Origin of the sequence: Ancylomarina euxina (assembly GCF_003863355.1) — a bacterium.
Taxonomy (GTDB): Bacteria; Bacteroidota; Bacteroidia; order Bacteroidales; family Marinifilaceae; genus Ancylomarina; species Ancylomarina euxinus.
In genome coordinates this window covers 1-19184 of sequence record NZ_QQWG01000009.1, presented here as the reverse complement: position 1 = coordinate 19184, position 19184 = coordinate 1, and the positions used below count along the sequence as shown (strand labels likewise).

The 19184-nt window shown below is 34.3% G+C and carries 17 protein-coding genes; 10 read left to right on the top strand and 7 right to left on the bottom strand.

The features are described from left to right. Positions 1–119 precede the first annotated feature (119 nt). Positions 120–899 (top strand): HD domain-containing protein, encoded by a 780-nt coding sequence (locus DWB61_RS10160; protein WP_156190232.1) that lies wholly within the window; start codon positions 120–122, stop codon positions 897–899. 157 nt (positions 900–1056) lie between these two features. After that, positions 1057–1278, top strand: a complete 222-nt coding sequence (locus DWB61_RS10155; protein WP_125030804.1) for a (2Fe-2S)-binding protein — start codon at positions 1057–1059, stop codon at positions 1276–1278. Between the two features lie 133 nt (positions 1279–1411). Here the strand turns inward: DWB61_RS10155 and trxB are convergent, their stop codons facing one another. After that, on the bottom strand, positions 1412–2407 hold the full coding sequence (trxB, locus tag DWB61_RS10150) for a thioredoxin-disulfide reductase (RefSeq protein WP_125030803.1): 996 nt from the start codon (positions 2405–2407) through the stop codon (positions 1412–1414). A gap of 437 nt (positions 2408–2844) precedes the next feature. On the opposite strand from trxB, the gene DWB61_RS10145 reads away from it, so the two are divergent. Further along, positions 2845–3261 (top strand): BT0820 family HAD-type phosphatase, encoded by a 417-nt coding sequence (locus tag DWB61_RS10145; RefSeq protein ID WP_125030802.1) that lies wholly within the window; start codon positions 2845–2847, stop codon positions 3259–3261. 113 nt (positions 3262–3374) lie between these two features. On the opposite strand, the gene DWB61_RS10140 is transcribed toward DWB61_RS10145, so the two are convergent. From DWB61_RS10140 to DWB61_RS10115, 6 genes are all read right to left on the bottom strand, one after another. Continuing rightward, entirely contained in the window at positions 3375–4277 is a 903-nt protein-coding gene (locus DWB61_RS10140) for a DUF4249 domain-containing protein (protein WP_125030801.1), read from the bottom strand. Positions 4278–4285: 8 nt separating this feature from the next. Further along, complete coding sequence (locus DWB61_RS10135) at positions 4286–6880, bottom strand: TonB-dependent receptor (RefSeq protein WP_125030800.1); 2595 nt, start codon at positions 6878–6880, stop codon at positions 4286–4288. 169 nt (positions 6881–7049) lie between these two features. After that, positions 7050–7730 (bottom strand): hypothetical protein, encoded by a 681-nt coding sequence (locus DWB61_RS10130; RefSeq protein WP_125030799.1) that lies wholly within the window; start codon positions 7728–7730, stop codon positions 7050–7052. Between the two features lie 45 nt (positions 7731–7775). Continuing rightward, a complete protein-coding gene (locus DWB61_RS10125) occupies positions 7776–8231 on the bottom strand; it encodes a hypothetical protein (protein ID WP_125030798.1) in 456 nt (151 codons plus the stop codon). An 8-nt stretch (positions 8232–8239) separates the two neighbouring features. After that, positions 8240–9202 (bottom strand): FecR family protein, encoded by a 963-nt coding sequence (locus DWB61_RS10120; protein WP_125030797.1) that lies wholly within the window; start codon positions 9200–9202, stop codon positions 8240–8242. Between the two features lie 74 nt (positions 9203–9276). Next, complete coding sequence (locus DWB61_RS10115) at positions 9277–9852, bottom strand: RNA polymerase sigma-70 factor (RefSeq protein ID WP_125030796.1); 576 nt, start codon at positions 9850–9852, stop codon at positions 9277–9279. 266 nt (positions 9853–10118) lie between these two features. Between DWB61_RS10115 and DWB61_RS10110 the strand changes: the two genes are divergently transcribed. The 7 genes from DWB61_RS10110 (at position 10119) to DWB61_RS10080 (ending at position 19072) form a co-directional block, all read left to right on the top strand. Beyond that, positions 10119–12680: a DUF5686 and carboxypeptidase-like regulatory domain-containing protein gene (locus tag DWB61_RS10110; protein ID WP_125030795.1), complete on the top strand. Its 2562-nt coding sequence runs from the start codon at positions 10119–10121 to the stop codon at positions 12678–12680. A 45-nt stretch (positions 12681–12725) separates the two neighbouring features. After that, positions 12726–14627: an LTA synthase family protein gene (locus tag DWB61_RS10105; protein ID WP_125030794.1), complete on the top strand. Its 1902-nt coding sequence runs from the start codon at positions 12726–12728 to the stop codon at positions 14625–14627. A gap of 93 nt (positions 14628–14720) precedes the next feature. Further along, positions 14721–15929, top strand: coding sequence for an aminotransferase class I/II-fold pyridoxal phosphate-dependent enzyme (locus DWB61_RS10100; protein ID WP_125030793.1), 1209 nt, complete (start codon positions 14721–14723; stop codon positions 15927–15929). After that, on the top strand, positions 15920–17050 hold the full coding sequence (locus DWB61_RS10095; protein WP_125030792.1) for a hypothetical protein: 1131 nt from the start codon (positions 15920–15922) through the stop codon (positions 17048–17050). Before DWB61_RS10100 ends, DWB61_RS10095 begins: the two co-directional genes overlap by 10 nt. Beyond that, on the top strand, positions 17043–18047 hold the full coding sequence (locus DWB61_RS10090; protein ID WP_125030791.1) for an NAD-dependent epimerase/dehydratase family protein: 1005 nt from the start codon (positions 17043–17045) through the stop codon (positions 18045–18047). The genes DWB61_RS10095 and DWB61_RS10090 overlap by 8 nt, the downstream gene beginning before the upstream one ends. Further along, a complete protein-coding gene (locus DWB61_RS10085) occupies positions 18044–18568 on the top strand; it encodes a DUF4833 domain-containing protein (protein WP_125030790.1) in 525 nt (174 codons plus the stop codon). The genes DWB61_RS10090 and DWB61_RS10085 overlap by 4 nt, the downstream gene beginning before the upstream one ends. Before the next feature lie 120 nt (positions 18569–18688). After that, on the top strand, positions 18689–19072 hold the full coding sequence (locus DWB61_RS10080; RefSeq protein ID WP_125030789.1) for a hypothetical protein: 384 nt from the start codon (positions 18689–18691) through the stop codon (positions 19070–19072). Positions 19073–19184 lie beyond the last annotated feature (112 nt).

Below are 19184 nucleotides of genomic sequence, written 5' to 3'. Positions count from 1 at the left end.
CTACTGGTATACTTGTTCGTATTTTATGTTGGGATTGAAATTAGCAAGTCATGTTCAAAATCCTTTTGCAATTTGAGGAAAAGATGTAGTTTTGCAGGAATTATCAAATTAGACTTACAGTGGTAGAAGAATCCTATAATAAGATTAGAACTTGGTATGATGCTTACGTTTTAGAATTTTCAAGTGAAGATTCTGAAATTCAGATCAATATTGACCTTTTGAAAGAACATGCTTCTCGTGTTATAGAGAATGTTAATGAGTTGGCTTTGAGTATAAATATTGATGAATCAAATTTATTTCTACTTCAAACAGCAGCTCTCTTGCATGATATCGGACGATTTGACCAGTTGGTGAAGCATGGTACTTATGCCGATAATGAATATTCAAATCATATTCAGATTGGTTTGAATGTGATTGAAGAACATGACGTATTGATGGGCTTGGAAGAAGAGGAAAGACTGTTGGTGATTGATTGTGTGAAAATGCATGATTTAAGCGAATTACCAAAGATTTCTGATGAACAATCACTTATTTTGATTGATCTGCTTCGCGATGCTGATCGAATTGATGTGTTGAGAATTGTTTCTGATTATTACACTCATAAAAAGGTTCATCCTAACAGACATTTAGATATGGAGTTAAAGGATATGCCAGCGATTGCCAAAAAAGTGAGCAGTGCTATTATGGCTGAAAAGGTCGTTAGACGTGAAGATGTTGAGACGGTGAATGATTTGAAATTATCTCAGATGTCGTGGATTTTTGATATGAAACACAAGAGAAGTTTTAAAATAGTGAGCGAGAAAAGTTACATAAAGGCTATTTTCGAAACCCTTCCTAAAAGTGATGTCGTTATTGACATGTATCGAAACATGAAGATTTTCATGGAAAATCAATTGTAGAACTCAATCAATACATCAATAATATTTATGTAGACTCGTTACAAATAGCGAGTCTTTTTTTATATCTTTGTTTTAGAAAGAAAAGCTAAAGGATTTATCATATTTATCCTGAATTGCTTTTGGCAGAAGTATAATTATTGAAAATACGAAATATAGAATGAGAGATATTGTTTGTAATTGTCAGATGGTTGACAGAGAGACTATAGATAAAGCTATTCACGAGAAATATGCAACGACTATCGAGGAAATTCGTCGATACACGGGTGCTAATACGGGATGTGGAAAATGTATGAGTTATATTAATACGATTTTAGACTCAGAAGTTCCTAAAGTAGCCCCGAAAAAGCCTGCAAGTACAAGTAAGTTTAAGTTGTGGTAGGCTAAAAAAAATATAAAATGAAACGCTCTTTTTTTTTTAAAGGGCGTTTTTTTTATTCCGTCTTGATTCTCTAAAAACAAAAAAACACCGCCCATAATAGGCAGTGTTTTTGAGTTATTCGATTTGATTTGTATTACTCGTGCTCAGCAAGAAATTTTTCAGCATCCATGGCAGCCATACAACCTGAACCTGCAGATGTAACAGCTTGGCGGTATACTGAGTCTTTGAGGTCACCACAAGCAAATACACCAGGCACGTTAGTTCTGGTTGAATCTGGCTCTGTTATAACGTAACCATGCTCGTCAGTCTTAATATATTGCTTAAAGAAATCTGAGTTTGGAGTATGTCCAATTGCTAAGAAGAAACCATCAATTTTGATTTTAACTTCTTCTTCATTCTCTTCGCCTAATCTTTTGATTAAAGTTGCACCTTGAACAACACCATCACCAGTAATCTCTTTAGTGTTGTGTTCATATAGAACTTCTATATTGTCAGTACGTTCAACACGATCTTGCATAGCTTTTGATGCACGTAAGAAAGGTTTACGAACAATTAAATAGACTTTATTACAAAGACCAGCCAGATAAGTTGCTTCTTCAGCAGCAGTGTCACCACCACCAACAACGGCTACATCCATACCACGGTAAAAGAAACCATCACAAGTTGCACAAGCCGAAACACCTGATCCTGCATATTTAGTCTCCGACTCAATACCCAAGTATTTTGCAGTAGCACCTGTTCCTAAAATTACAGATTCGGCTTCGATAGTTTTGTTGCCATCAACCACAACTTTATGAGGATATGATGAGAAGTCAACAGAAGTAACAACGCCCCAACGACAGTCTGTTCCAAAACGTTGAGCTTGCTTTTTAAGGTCAGCCATCATTTCGGTACCTGTAACGCCATCAGCGTATCCAGGAAAATTATCAATTTCAGTTGTTGTTGTTAATTGTCCGCCAGGCTGCAATCCTTCAATAAGAACTGGGCTAAGATTAGCCCGAGCAGCGTAGATTGCAGCTGTGTAGCCAGCTGGGCCTGATCCTACAATTAGACATTTTACTCTTTCAATATCACCTTCAGGCGCAGTCGATTTTTTTTCCTCTAAGTTCATAGGCTTAAAAAGATCCATTTTATGTTTTTTTGTTCTAATTCTAAATAATTTTGAATGAGCAAATCTATAAAATATCTATTTAAGTTCAGACTTTCAGTGTCTTAAAAAACGTTATTTATCAATAAGATGTATACTGGGATCTGTAAATTGAACTTATTTAGAATAGGGTAGAAATCAAAAAATGAACTTTACTTGATTTTTACACGCTGCTAATATACTCATGTAGGGAAAGTTCGTTGAGTTGTTATTGAATAAAGTGTTTCTTATTTCGCGATAAATATGTTTGTCGCTTTTTTTTGCTTAATGCTTTTTTTAGAATCAGAATTAGCGTGTGATAATTGAATCAAAACTATTCTTCCAAGATGGAATGAGGTCTAATTTATAAATAATGTAAAGTTTTGGCCACTATGTCGTATACTTTTAATAATTTAAGACAATAAACCAAGCACTTAAGCATGATTATAGCAGTTGATTTTGACGGTACAATCGTAGAACATCGATATCCTGATTTGGGAAAAGAGATTCCTTTTGCCATTGAGAGTTTAAAATTGATACAAGAGCAAGGTCACCAACTAATTTTATGGACATACCGTGCCGGGAAAGAATTGGATGCTGCAGTTGAATTTTGTAAAGAGAATGGCCTGGAATTTTATGCTGTAAATAAAAATTACCCAGAGGAAATTTTTGATGATAGCATTAGCCGAAAGATAAATGCTGATATTTATATTGACGATCGTAATTTTGGAGGCTTGCCAAGCTGGGGTGAGATTTATATGCATATTCAGGGTGAAAACACATTGCCTTTTTGGACTGGTCACATTACAAGGAAAAAAGGATTTTCACAGTTGATTAGAAATTTTTTTGAAAAATAACGTCATAAACAGGCTTTTAAAACCTAAGTTGTTGATTGTCTTAGTGAAATTTCTAAGCGTGCTTCTGATCTATAGTATCTCGCTCAATTTCTGTTTTGATAAATAAATTGGGTTTAGTCTGTAATTTCCCATTCATTAAGCGTATAACCTGCAAATATGCCTGCACCCCCATTAATATTGGAGTGTAGGTTTATCTTTTTGTAAATAGGCATATCTTCACGATTCGAGATCATTCTTTTTGAACGCTCGTAAGCAAAATAATCTCTGGAAATGTGTAATAGTTTCACTTTGAATACTTTAATTTCGTAAGGTGGTACTTGAATTGGTGCATAAAATTTGATGTCGAATTTTTCACCACTCTTATTGTGGTCCGAAAAACCAAGACTTCCTCTCAATAGGTTTTGGTCTAAATTAGTTGTGTTTTCTAATAGGTTATCTTTAAATATGATATCTTCGCTATAATAGGACAGTAAGCTATTCTGTTGATAGTTTTCTCCATTTATCACCTCATTTGTTACGGCATATAACAATATCATATAATAATCTTTACTATAGGATTTGTCTTGAAATTGGAGCTGAAAATGATAAGCCGTCTCATTTTTTGTCATTTCACAATGACTGATTTTAACTTCCGACGGTATTCGAGTTTCAGCGCTGATACTTTTGTATTTGGGGTGATTCACTTCAACTCGATAGTTCAAATCTGCCTGGAATCTTGACTGTATTTCGTACCAAGCATCTTCGGTTTTTTTTAATTTTCCGAGTAGTTTGCCTTCTTCGTAGATACTTAATGTGGCATCGGCCAATGTGGTTTGGACATTATTATTATTATTATTATTATTATTATTATGCAATTGTTTACTTAAAGAAACATGTACACGCACCAAGCTGTCGTTACCAGCCAATGCATTCACGACCATTACAGGCGAGTCGGGGTTTAAGTTCAGTTTAATATCATCCTCGCAAGAGTAAGTTGCCAATAGAAGGATGATGAAATAGATGATATAATTTTTCATAACACAAACTAAAATTGATAGGAATAAGAAACACTAGGTATAAAACCAAAAAAGCTCAATTGCTTAATATTGTATTCTGATTTGCCTTGATCGTTATACTTTTGTTGTAAGTAAACGTAGCTGGCATTTTTTCGATTGTAAATGTTGTAAAAACTCAGATTCCAAACACGTGTCCCTCGCTTTTTCTTCTTCTTAAAATTGATAGAAATATCCATTCTTTGGGAATTTGGCATGCGAACCGAATTACGTTGAGAGAAAACAGGCGTTTCGGTAATTTCTGCCTGCTGATAGGGCGAAAGGGTATTCACCGACATATTGGGGATGGTGAGTGGTAAACCACTACCAAAAATCCAATTGATATTGATATCGATTTTCGAACTTAGTTTTTGGCTTACTTGTATGGAGAGATCGTGACGGCGATCGTAAGGAGAGGGGTAAGCCATCCCCTTATTCAAGTATTTATACTTAACCTCCGATTTTGCAAGTGTATAAGCCAAATGCCCTTGCGTATTTCCTTTGTGTTTCTTGATTAATAACTCAAAGCCGGTGCTCCAGCCTTTTCCGGCTTCAACCATACTCGACCATTTGTGTTTCCCTTCGTAGAGGTAAGCGTTTTTACTAAACTCTAAAGTGTTTTTTGTGTGCTTGTAGAACAGTTCAGAATTCAGTAACCATTGATTGCTGATTTGCCAAATGCTACCCATATTAAGCTGGTGAGACCTAATGGGTTTGATATTTTCACCTACAGGGAGCCACACATCAGTAGGAAGATTTAATGTACTCGATGTAATTAAATGCATATACTGCGACATCATAGAATAGCCCGTGTTTAAGCTCAGTTTAGGGTTTATACGGTATTGTGCCGTTAATCGTGGTTCTAAAGAAATGTAACTTTTACTTTTCAGCATAAAGGAGGTAAACCTGAGGCCAAGACTTGTAAGTAGCTTCTTATTCCATTGGGTTTGGTTTTGAAAATACAGAGCGAATTCTAAAGCATCAATGTTTCTATCCTTCATAGAGTCCTCTATATCGACTTGTGCATTGTCGTAGAAACTACTTCCGGGTTTCGTTCGATGAAAATTAGCTTCGATACCAAACTTGTTATAGTATTTGGACTGGGGGATATAATCGAACTCCGATTTAAATGAATAATCGCGTATGCCTGAGTAAAATTCATGATAAAAGCTTTCTTTATAAACATTATTTTCGTCTTTAGTTTCACGAATATCCTTTACCAAAAACGTGTAGCGACTTAGTATGAGAGAAGTATTTCCAAATAGTTTATCGTTATAAACATGATTCCAACGTAGTGAGTTGGTGAAATTACCCCATGCCACTTTATTGATACTTTTTTGTGCTTCATCATCGAAAAAAGAAATGTCTGTAGCCTGTAATTTGGCTAAATCGCCTCCCCAGTAGGTGCTTAAATACAGCTTGTCTCTGTTCGAGAATTTATGTGAGAGTTTAAAATTTAAATCTCCAAAGTAGTAGGAAAATTTAACATCCGAATCGGCCAAATTAAGTAGTGCTGACGAAATAAGATCTAAGTAGGAGCGACGTAAAGACAGGTTAAAAGAGGTTTTTTCTTTAATAATAGGTCCTCGAATATTTAGTTTTGTGGTGAGTAGACCTATGGAGAAATCGCCCTCAATTTTTTTATGATTGCCATCTTTCATTCTAATATCCAAAACGGATGAAATACGTCCTCCATATTGTGCTGGGAACCCGCCTTTTATCAATCGGGCTTGATGAATGGCATCGGGATTAAATATCGAAAATAGTCCCAAAAGATGAGATTGATAATAGACAGGTACATCGTCTAACAGGACCAAGTTCTGATCGGGAGAACCACTACGAACAATTAAACCGCTAGAAGCCTCATTTGCCGATTGCACACCTGGTAAATAGAGCAGGTTTCTATAAAAATCATCTTCACCCAGCACCGATTTTTTATTTAAATCCTGAGCAGTAATATTATAGGTGCTTAAAAATAGGTGGTTAATATTATTGGCATTTTCATCAGCAAGCACTTTTACCTCATTTAATATCTTATGGGCTTTTAATTTGATATTGACAACGGTGTCGGCGCTTTGCGACAGATCGATATTTGTATCCTCGTATCCCACGTATGATATTCTGACCTGGGCATTTTGTTTCTGTTGCTTAAAACTAAAGAAACCAAAATTGTTGCTTACAGTACCTATATGACTATTGGGATTGTAGATACTGGCATTAATCAGACTTTCGCCTGTATCGGCATCATAAATAAAACCGCTGATTCTAACTGTTTGCTCCTTTGAAGGGATGGGGATAATAAAAATCTTATTGTCATCTAATACCCAACGGAATTTTTGGGTGTTGATACATTGTTGTAGGTAATGATCGAGACTGGCAATTGTCGATTCGATTCTGATTTTTTCATCGGTATTGATTTGGCTGGTGTAGCTTAACTCTATGCCTGTCTGGCTCTGTATTTCTTGGAAAATTTGCTCAATCTTGTAAGTCTGCTTATGTAGATTGATTTTCTGTTTTAAACTTACTTTTTGAGCAAATGATGAAATGCTTAGTAAGGATATGAAAATTAGAGTAAGTGTAAATCGCATAGGTAATTGTGTGTAAATCGAAACGGCCGCAAATTTGTATAGAATTTTCAGTTTAAACAATATTCTTCAAATGATTCTTCTTTGCTCACTTATAAATACAAATGCCCCACCGATATTTCGGTGGGGCTCATAATTCAAAATGACTATGAATGCATCATCTATTAAAAACTTATTTCATTCTCATTTGTGATTCTTCTTTCATGATATCGAAATTAAAATCAATTTCTCTATTATGAAATGGCGTACCTGTATAGGTGTTTTGCCCTGTGAATTTGTTTCCTGAATGCCGTAAATCGACATGAGTCATTCTCTTATTGGTCATAAAACCTGGAAAATAAGGTGCCTCAATATAAAATGTATAGGAGTCGTGAGAGTTGTACCAAATTTCAACTTTAAATTCATCAACGTAATAATTAGGATAATACACATAAGTTTTGCCAAGTCCACCAAAACTAGCATGCTTCAAATCACAGTCTCTTCCATTTACCGATACGCCACCGTTTAGCAAGTCTACATAATTGCCATTTTTATCATTCACCTTAATAATCAATTCTTTATTGTTATCGAAATCTTGATAAATATGAGCAGAAACGTACAGACTTGATGGGTTGTAAATTTCAACATCCGATAGAGGTGATTCAGAACAAGAACTGATTCCCATAAGGAGTATCATACTTATGAATACATTGATTATTCTATCCGAAGTGCGCCTATTTCCTTTCTGCTTAGTCCAATTAAGCATCACATATTTGTTATGTATATGGTGTAGTGCTGTATAATATGGTTTTAAGATAGATTTTCGTAAACTCCAATCTATTCTCAATTCAGTAAATATGGATTTTAATATCATAGTTATTTATTTAAGATGATGGAGACCTATCTTATCTTCAGTCTCTTATATCTGTTTTTTAAAGATGTAACGAGTAATAAAAATACCTTTACCATCGCCTTTACCACTATCCGATTCAACAGCAGAGTTCACAAAAGCTAATTCCCATCCTTCGCTAACAAGTGTGTTCATTTTCGATGATAATAGAGCATCATTCGAAGCGATATTCTGGAAATTGATACCTGCAATTGAGTAGAAATTTAAAAGCTTAGTTTCAGCAAATCGGTCTACTTTGGCATCCTTACGTTTTACATCTTTTTGCTTACTTTTTTTCCCATTGGTACGTTCTGTTGTAAATTTCTGTGCATCCATTGGATTCTTTTCTTCGATAATTCTAGAACGACCCAATCCCATTGGTACGATAGACTCAATTGAAGTAATTACTTTGTATTTTATTGATTGTGCGTTCGACTCGAATACAAATGCTAAGGCAATAATTGCTAATACTAATACTTTTTTCATTTCGATTTTTATTTTATGATATAGATATTTTTGTGTTTTATAATTTTTACTTGCAGTAATAACTCAAGCTGATGAATAACCTTTTCAATTTCTTCATTATCGAAAGCAAGAGTGATTTCTAAATCCTTTATTTTCTGGTTTCTATTTTCAAATTTTACTTGGTAGTGCTTTTCCAAATCTTTTAAAACCAGTGTTAGGGGTGCCTGATGGAATTTAAGCGCCCTAGTTCTCCACGAATCTTGATTCTTAAATTTCGATTTCAGTTTAATCACTTTATGATTTCTAAGTAAACCGACATCACCTTTTACCAATACTAATTCTTGGTCTTTATCTTTCCTCGATTTTAGACTCACCTTACCCGTTTTTACACTTAGTTCTGTACTATTGTCAACCTTATTATAAACATTAAAACTGGTGCCTAAAACTTTTATAATTGCTTCACCCGATTCAACAATAAAGGGTTTATTGGCATTGGGTTTCACATCAAAGAAAGCCTCGCCTTGTAGTTTCACCAATCGTTTATCATCATCAAATTTTTTAGGATAAACCAACCTGCTGTTTTTGTTTAAATACACCTTTGTTCCATCGGCAAGTAGTAGTTCGCTCTTCTCTTGCTCTGTTTTAATCTGAGCAATTTTGCCAAAACCTACAGTGTTTTCGTGAAGATAAATAAGGCTGAAACCCATTGTGATCATTATGGCAGCAGCATATTTTAGCCAGGGTCCTAATCTGTTCTTTTTTGCTCGACGTTTGGCTTTAATTTTTTTCCAATCGGCTTTTTCGTCAATTTCAGAAAATTCCTTTAGCTGCTTACTGGCGGACCAAATCTGCTTCATTTTTTCGAAAAGAGCTTTATTGGCATCCGAAGCTTGCAACCATTCGTTCAGCTCCTTTTCTTGGGCTGCACTGGCGCTTCCTTGCAATACATTTTGCAAAACTACCTCGTTGATATGTTGATTTCGATCTTCCATTTTATGCTTTTCTGTTACTAAGACAAGTTAAGGGTTGATAACACGTACCTCTAATTAAAAAAAACTTCATTTTTTTATTCTATGCTCGATAATAGAAACAAGAGGATAGTTTTAAGTAGGCTAGGAGCTAGTTGATTGCGAAGGGCTTTTAGGGCTTTGCTAATTTGTGTCTCTACTGTGCGCTTCGAGATATTTAAATAATCGGCTATTTCCTGATTGTTCAACCCCTCTATGCGATTCATCTTAAAAATATCGCGACATTTTTTTGGCAATTCCTCAATGGCCTTATACAATTCATATTCGAGTTCACTTTGCCCATACAGTTCATCTGTTTCGTAACTGTAGTCCCCATTTAAATACTTAATGTTCTCGTGATGCAAGGCATATGTCTGTTTTTGTTTGATGCTGCTGAGGCAGGCATTTTTTACCGATTGGTATAAATGTGACTTAGCCGATGTATGTATGCTTAACGCTTCTTTTTTATCATAAAGATTTACAAATACATCTTGCACTAACTCGCGCGAAAGGTCGAGATCTTTTAAAAATTTATTGGCATAAACACATAATAAGGAATAGTAGGTAGTATACCACTGTTCTATACTTGTTTCGTTTACCAGAACCAAAGTTTGGTTTGCTTGCTGATGAGTCATATATGTTTCTCTGTTTACAGATAAATGCTTTAATATTTATAGCTAACCGCTTATCTCTTTTATTCACGATAAGCGCTAATTCTAGTATGACAAGTGAGAATGCAAATACACTTACTCAAAGTGAAAATATTTCAATAAGTAATTACAACGAATATAATAAGGGTAATAATAATTGTTTTTTTCTTAAATGGGAGTACGTGTTTTTCCCAATCGAAATGTCTCATTAAAGTTAAAGATTTTATAATATCAATTTCTCAATATACAATATGAGTAAAAGCACAAACACGACCAATAGCAGTTCTTGTAAATTAATATATAATGCAGAGTCTTCACGTTTAAAATATTTTTTTTATAAACTATTGATATGTGTTTTCGTGTTGATTTCACATTCATCAATAGCATCTACAATAAGTGGTTCAATAAGAGATTCTAAAACTAAAGAGAGTATTCCATTTGCGAATGTTGTTATTAAAAACACAACAAATGGTATGATGTCGGATATAGAAGGCTCATTTATTTTAGATGTAGAAAAATTCCCTTGTACACTTGTCATCAAATTCATTGGGTATAAAACCAACGAAATCACTGTCAAAAACCAAGAACAGATATTAGATATTCTTCTTGAAGAAGATGTCTATTCATTGAATGAGATTATAGTAAAACCAGATAACGCTTACGAAAGATCTTTACTTAGGAAAGTTGTTAAAAATAGAAAAAGAAATAATCCTGATCACTTATCCAATTTGTCGTATACAGATTATACAAGAACAACCGTATTCCTTTCCAATTTAGGAATTAAAACAGCACAATCTGGAACATTCAAAGAGTCTGCTGATGCATTTGTAAAGACTTCAGAATCAACTCTTATGATGCCCTTTTTTATGGATGAAACAGTGAGTTCGCATCAAAGGGCTGATAAAAGGAAACAAAGTCAGGTAATAGCTCAAAAAACAGATGGTATTCTTTCTCAGATTAATACACAAGTAAAATCTATCTTAGAAAAGAAAATTACAACCGAATTCAATTTTTATAATAATCAAATTAATATTCTAGCTAGAGGATTTCCAAGTCCAATATCGAATACTGGCCTTCTTTACTACAATATATACTTAAGTGATAGTACTATTTATAATAATATCAAACACTACAAGTTTAATTATTTCCCAAAAAGTTATAAGAATATCACTTTCAAAGGGCATTTTTGGGTAGAGTCTGAAAGCTGGGCTTTAACCGAAATAAAAGCGTCCTTACCCAATTCGGCAAATCTAAATTTCGTGAAGGATTTAGAAGTTTTTGTCAACTATGAAAAACTGAATAAAGATCAGTGGTTCTATAAAACACAGAAAATAAATTTAAAATTGACTCTCAATAAAAAAGAGGGCAAAAAGCGAAAGAAAAAGAATTTTGATGTCCAGAAATTAATTTGCTACAGAAATGCAAATACCAACACAATACAATTACTAAATACAAATTCTAAATCAGAATATTTAATTCAAAATTCAATTGAGAGTAGTGAAGAAATTCTAGCTATAAGAAAAGAATTCGCTCCACTAGATTCCTTTGAACGATCTGCATATACAGGCATCAAAAAATTAAAAGAAAATAAATTTATAAGAGTTGCTGACAAATTTAGTGCGATGACCATTAATGGTTATTACAATATGGGGAAACTTGATCTTGGTCCTTACTTTTCATTTTATCGTAAAAATGAGATTGAAGGAAATCGTTTTACGATACCTCTAAGAACCAGTGAGAAACTCTTTAAGAATTTTATGCTGGGTGCATATGTTGGTTATGGAAATAAAAACAAAGAGTTCGCTTATGGTGGGAATATGAAATATCTATTACCTAATACTCAAAGAAGTATTTTATCTACCAATTACCACTATGATTATTTCGACCTGACGAAAAATAAATTTATTGAATTCATCCGTGAGAATCCCTATCAACAAGGAGGCGGGAACATCGTATCTTCTTTCACATCAAAAATTCCAAATCCTTATATGATGCGAAATCGTCATTTCGATATCACCTATGAACATCAGTTAAATAAAAGTTTTGGGCTGTTGATTAGACCTTCATTAAACCGTTATTATTCAAATTACAATTTAATATTTAATAAAAGGGGTGATGATTTACCCTACTTCGACACACAAAATCTAATGCTCGATTTAAGGTTATCCTTTGGTCAAGATTACGATGAGGGGTATTTTTCTCGTATATACTACGGAAACCAAAAACCAGTATTCCATTTCACAACTCTTCTAGGGCAGTATAAATTACCAATAGCTAGTGGTAATAAATCAGGTTATTACGCCAACCTAAATGTCTCAATGAAAAATAGAGTGAATATGGGACCTATGTTTCTAAAGACGATGGTTGAAGGTGGAGCTATCCTTGGCAATGTGCCTTATCCTTTACTTCAATTACCCCGAGGAACACGCGATATTGGTGCTGCACGTTATCATTTCAATTTATTACATCATACTTCATTTGCAAGTGATTTGTACATGAGTGCACACTTGAGTTTAAACTGTGGTGGTATCATTTTCAACAAGCTGCCTCTGGTCAAAAAACTCAATCTACGCGAAATAGTCACATTCAAAGCCTACTATGGCAAACTATTGGGAGAACACGATAAGGTTTTAAATATGCCCAATATGCTTCAGGCACCTAACAAGGCACCTTATATGGAAATGGGTTTCGGGATCACCAACATTTTTAAATGCTTAAGAGTGGAATATGTCAATCGAATTAATAGGGGAGATGCTTTTAATAAATTCTCATCTAAACACGGTTTTCGTTTCAGAATAGAAGTAAGTTTTTAGAACTGACTCAATAACAAGATTTACAATTCCCTTATTTATATTTAAATGCAACTTAGAATAAACACAAAGTCTAAACTCAAAGTTTTATCTTATCAGTTACTATTACTGATGTTCCTTTTTCAATTGAGCAGATTACTTTTTATTGGTTTCAACCAAGCCTTATTCAGTAACACGGACTGGTATCAATACCCTTTTTATATTATCGATGGCATTAAATTCGATTTGGCAGCGGTCTGTATGATTAATACCCCCTTTATTCTTTTATGCTTACTACCCTTTAGGTGGTGTGAGAATAAATGGTATCAATATGTATTAATGGCTATTTACGCATTGACAAGTACAATAGCCTTGGTAGCCAATCTAGCTGATATATTTTATTACCCTTATACGCTTAAACGACTTACATTTTCAATATTCGATTATTTAGGAACTCAAGCTAATATGTCTTCCTTGGGAGGTGAATTCTTTTTCACCTATTGGTATGCTTTTGTTCTATTAGGCCTATTGGTGTTTATTCTTATCAGATTCTTCCTCTTTACCTTAACAAAACGAGTTAAAACTCAACGAGAATTCAATTACAAAACAGCTTTAGCAGTATGTTTATCTGTCTTGTTTCTGTGCATTGCGGGAATTAAAAACAATTTAAACATTTTTGGTGATTCCTTAGAAATAAAAGATGCGATACAAGATGTTGAGCAAGTTGAAGATGCAGGAATCGTTCTTAATTCTGCTTTTACTCTTTTGGCTTCATATTTTGAGAAAGCGCCAATTAAGGCATATTCTCAGGAAATGCCAGTTTCATCAAAACTGAAGGCTGAATCTAAGCTCCTAAATAAAAAAGCCTTCCGTCCTGATAATGTCGTGATTATTATACTTGAGAGTTTTACAAAAGAGACTTTTAAAAGCCTTAATCCAAACTTAGAAAATGGGAATTACCCCGGCTATGCTCCATTCTTAGATTCCCTAATGCATGAAAGTTTATATTTTACCAATGCTTATGCTAATGGACGTAAAAGCATGGATGCATTACCAGCAATCATTTCTTCGATACCAGCATCTCAAACCCCATTTATTTTATCAAACAAACCAGCTGAAAAAGTTCCAGGTTTAGCTTTCTGCCTTAAGCAAAAAGGATATGAGACCATGTTCTTCCATGGTTCCCACAACGCAACAATGGGATTTGCTGATTATTGCAAAGCTGCAGATATTGACACGTATTATGGTCTAAATGAATACCCTTATACCAATGATTTTGATGGAACCTGGGGAATATTCGATGAGCCCTATTTAAATTATATGGCCAAGGAGTTAAACCAATGTAAGAAGCCTTTTTTAGCTACAGTTTTCACTTTGTCTTCTCATAATCCATATGTTGTTCCAGCTAAATATAAAGGCATATTCCCTAAAGGAACAGATGGAATTCATGAAACCATGAATTATACAGATCATGCGCTTCGACTGTTCTTTAAAACAGCTGCGGAAATGCCTTGGTATAAAAACACATTATTTGTTATAACGGCTGATCATGCCATTACACCATGGCACAAAGAGTATGCAACATCTGCCAACGCTTTTGCCATTCCACTCATGTTTTATGCGCCAGGTAAAGACCTGAAAGGCAAGAGAGAAGAATGTGCACAACAAATTGACATTTTCCCTACTGTTCTTAATTATCTGAATTATGACCAAGATTTTAGATCTGCAGGTCATGATCTATTAGACCCGAATTCTGAAAAATTTGCGATCAGTATAATCAATCAATGCTACCAAATGATTCAAGACGATTACTTACTTCTTTTTGATGGTAAAGAATGTAAGGCACTGTATCAAATTAAAAATGATCCTTTTCAGAAGAATAATCTGATTCAGAAAGAAACAGAACAGATCAATATAATGCTTCTAATTTTAAGAAATTGGATTAAAAACTACACAGCAAAATATATCTAAACCAAGCACCTTTTTATCTCAACAAATAGTTGGAAACAGATCAAGAAATGAGATGATTTTGAAAATCTTTTTTTAACTAAAAAAACAATTGACATGAGTAAATACGATTTTGTAAAAAATAGCAACCTAGTAATACAAGCTAAACTTTTACGTGAAACCAATATGTATCCATTTTTTCGACCTATTTCTTCTCCACAATCAGATACTGCGGTTATCGAAGGGAAAGAGGTTTTAATGTTTGGATCAAACAATTACTTAGGATTAAATAATCATCCTCTAATTAAAGAAGCAGCAAAGCAAGCCATTCAAAAGTATGGAACTTCGTGTACAGGTAGCCGTTTTATGAATGGGACCCTTGATTTACATCACGAATTGGAAAATGAATTAAAGGATTTCCTAGGAAAGGAAGCTGTTATTATATTCCCAACCGGATTTCAGGTTAATACAGGCGTATTACCAGCTATGGCAAGTAAAGGTGATCATGTTTTCATCGATGAACTTAATCATGCTTCCATTATCGATGGTTGTCGTATGAGTTTAGCTCAACGCATTAAATACAAGCATAACGACATTTTTGATTTGGATAGAAAGCTCAATAGAGTTAGAAATTCAAGCGGTGTGAAATTGATTATTACGGATGGAATTTTCTCCATGGATGGTGATATTGCTAAGCTAGATAAAATTGTACAAGTGGCTCAAAAACACGATGCTTTTACTTTTGTAGACTGTGCACATGCCATTGGTGTTTTGGGTAAAAATGGTGCTGGTACCGCATCGCATTACGGTATTACTGATCAAGTGGATCTCATTGGAGGAACTTTTAGTAAATCGATGGCTTCAGTCGGAGGATTTGTAGCTGGCAACAAGGATATTATTGATTATTTGAGTCACGCCTCACGTTCATATATGTTTAGTGCCAGTCTTCCTCCTTCTGCAACCGCAAGCGTTTTAGCTTCACTAAAATTAATTAAATCGGATGACTCATATCGATTAAAGTTATGGGATAATACACAATACGCTTTGAGATTAATGCGTGAGCATAACTTAGATATTGGTATGGCCGAGACACCTATTATTCCGATTTATATTCGAGACAGTATTTTAACTTTTCGTGTTGCAAAGAAACTTTTAGATAAAGGCATTTATGTAAATCCTGTTGTTGCCCCAGGCGTTAAAGAACATGATGCACTACTGCGCTTCTCATTAACTGCAGCACATAGTAAAGAGCAAATTGAATATGCTATTAGTGTTATTAGTGAAGTTGTTAAATCTTATATTCCAGAGGAGGCAGTATGCCATTAGAAATTAGAGAAGTTAAAACCTCCTCAGAGCTTAAGAAATTTGTCAAGTTTTATACAAAACTCTATCGAAATAATTCTCAGGTCGCCTTTCCTCTTCATTTGGATGAACTTAAGACTTTAAAACGTGATAAAAATCCAGCACACCAGTTTTGCAAATGCAATTATTGGATAGCCTACAGAGATAATAAAATTGTTGGGCGTATTGCCGCAATTATCAATACTAAAGAACAAGAAAAGGAAGGAGAGAATATTGGTCGCTTCGGGTGGTTCGATTTTGAGGATGATTTTTCTATATCAGAAAAATTAATGGAAGTTGCTTTAACTTGGCTAAAACAGCATTCTGTTATAAATGTGCATGGTCCAATGGGATTTACAGATATGGATCGCCAAGGCTTGTTGATCAAGGGGTTTGATCGCAAGGGAACAATGGCTACAATCTATAACTATCGCTACTACGAAAAACATCTCGTAAGATTAGGCTTCGAGAAAAGTACAGATTGGGTCGAATACGAATTACATCCTGATGAAACTGTCGCCGATAAAATAAGTTTACTTGCAAAAAGATGTAAGGATAGAAACGAGCTGATTTCTTTAAAACCTAAATCGATAAAAGAGCTTAAAGCAATGGCTCCTGATATCTTCAAATTAATCAATGAAAGCTATAAGGATTTGTACGGCTATATTCCATTAACTAGAGATCAAATGGATTATTACACAAAGGCTTATTTGAGTTTTGTTAATTTAAATTTAATCAGTCTTGTTGCAGATTCGGATGGAAAGCTCGTTGGAGTAGGAATTTCCTTGCCTTCATTTACTCATGCTCTTCAAAAAGCGAAAGGAAAACTCTTTCCTAGAGGTGCATTTGAGATGCTAAGGGCTCTTAAAAAGAATAAGCGATTAGATCTTTATCTGATTGCCGTCGATTCGCAATATCAAAGCAAAGGTGCCAATGCCATTATTATGAGTGACATTATAAACGGAGCTGCAAAACTTGGTATTCATATCGCTGAAAGTAATATTGAGTTAGAAGATAATAAACAAGTTCAATCCATGTGGCGCTTTATACCACATGAACAGCACAAAAGACGTAGATGTTACATCAAACATATAGATCATGAGTAAAATATTAATAACTGGAGCCAATGGATTTATAGGTAGTTTTTTAGTAGAAGAAGCGCTTAAACAAGGGCATGAGGTATTTGCAGGTGTAAGAAGTACTAGTAATCTGAAATCTTTAAATAATTATCGTATTCAAACCTTAATTCTCGATCTGTCTAATCCAGAAAAGTTAAGACAAAAATGGTATGTACTCAGTCAATACTTTTCAAAGTTTGACTATGTGATTCACAATGCTGGAGCAACACAAGCTATTAATTCTGACAATTTTGAATTAGTAAACAACCAATACACACAGAACTTATTACAATCATTGGTTGATGCCAATTTTATGCCAAAGAAGTTCATTTTGATGAGTAGTTTGGCTGCGCTAGGACCAGGTGACCCAAAAACATTAGCTCCCATTGAATTGGAACAAACGCCTCAACCAATCACTGCATATGGGAGGAGTAAATTTAAGGTGGAACAATATTTAAGCAAACAAAACGATGTTCCCTATTTAATTTTTCGACCAACTGCAGTATATGGACCAAGAGAAAAAGATTTTCTAACTCTCTTTAAAGCGATAAATCGACATCTTGAACCTTACATCAGTAGTCCCAAACAATTGTTATCCTTCATTTATGTGAAAGATTTAGCTCGATTAGTCATTCAATCCTGTTCCTCAGATATAGCAAACCGATCCTTTATCGTTTCAGATGGGCAAACATACACCTGTAAAGAGTTATCTGAGATCACTAAAAAAGTATTAAATAAATGGACTATACCACTTGTTTTACCAGAAATCATTGTAAAAGCAATTGCACATTTTACTGAGTCATTTGCTAAAATGATGAATAAGACTTCGGTATTAAACCATGATAAATTTAAAGAACTCACTAGTCTTAACTGGTCTTGTAATTCAAAAGAAACACAAATTGCATTCAACTATACCCCAGAATATAAGTTGGGAAAGGGTATAGAAGAAACGATTAATTGGTACAAACAAAACAACTGTTTATGAACTTCTTAAATATCACACTTATATTTCTTTCAGCATTATCAGGATCACCTGTACGCTATCCTATTCCAACAAAAAGTGAAGGGCATTTGTTTTATATTCAACGTACTCATAATACGAATACTGTAGTTTATGAAGCTAATTTTGATACTAATGGGAACTTAAATCCGGATATGCCCATCAAAATACATTGGGTTCTATATGAAGAAGGAAGTGTTATTGAACCACTAACTCGACTTGAGAATAGGTTTGCTTTCGGTGTTAAACACAAATTAGTAGAAAACAATTCTCAAGAATATGACATACAGTTAGTCTCTTACAAAAAACTAAAACTAAGATTAAAACAAACTGCTCCTTTTAAAGCAGAAATCTTTCAGGGAGAAGGCCAAATAGCTTCAAGTTTGGACCATATATTTGTAATCGCTAATGATGCCGGACTATGGACCAAAGTAAAATACCTTGAAGTTTACACGCATATTCCCAAAAGTGAGAATTTAAAACAAGAAAAGATTGAAGTCAATTAATATCATAAATGGCAACTTCAGGTATGATATGTCTGAATTATTTTTGAGTCGAATATATGACGTTCTTTTCTCGAAAAGACGATAAAGAAATCCATAGAACTTGGAGGCTTACACAAAAATATGTGGACTATTGATAATGGCTCTAATCTGCCTATCAGTGAGGTTTCTGCTCAGCGAATTATTGACAACCTGATTAGCCCTTTAGCGGAAATGAAGGGTATCAATATTTCTAGAGAAAGAGTTTCTGCTAACGGAAGTTTGGATTTCTTTTTTCATTATACAAAGAATGGTAAATCTTTTAAAGTTTGTGTTGAGTTAAAGAACGCTCATCATGCTAAAGTTGATCAAGGGAATTGTAAGCAACTAACGGAATACATTAAAGACTCGGGTAATAAAGAGGGCATATATCTAGAGCTTTGGTATAAAGGTGAGGATTTTCCTAAGCCTGTGAAATATGCATCTATTGATGAATTACAACAGATTTTAGATCCTAGATTCAAGTAACCAATGCAACTTAGGTGATTATATGTAAGTTTAGTTTATGATAACTTTTACAGAACAATGGAGAGAGTATCATCTCCCCTTGTTCTGAAGGAATAAAAGTTCTTATTTTACG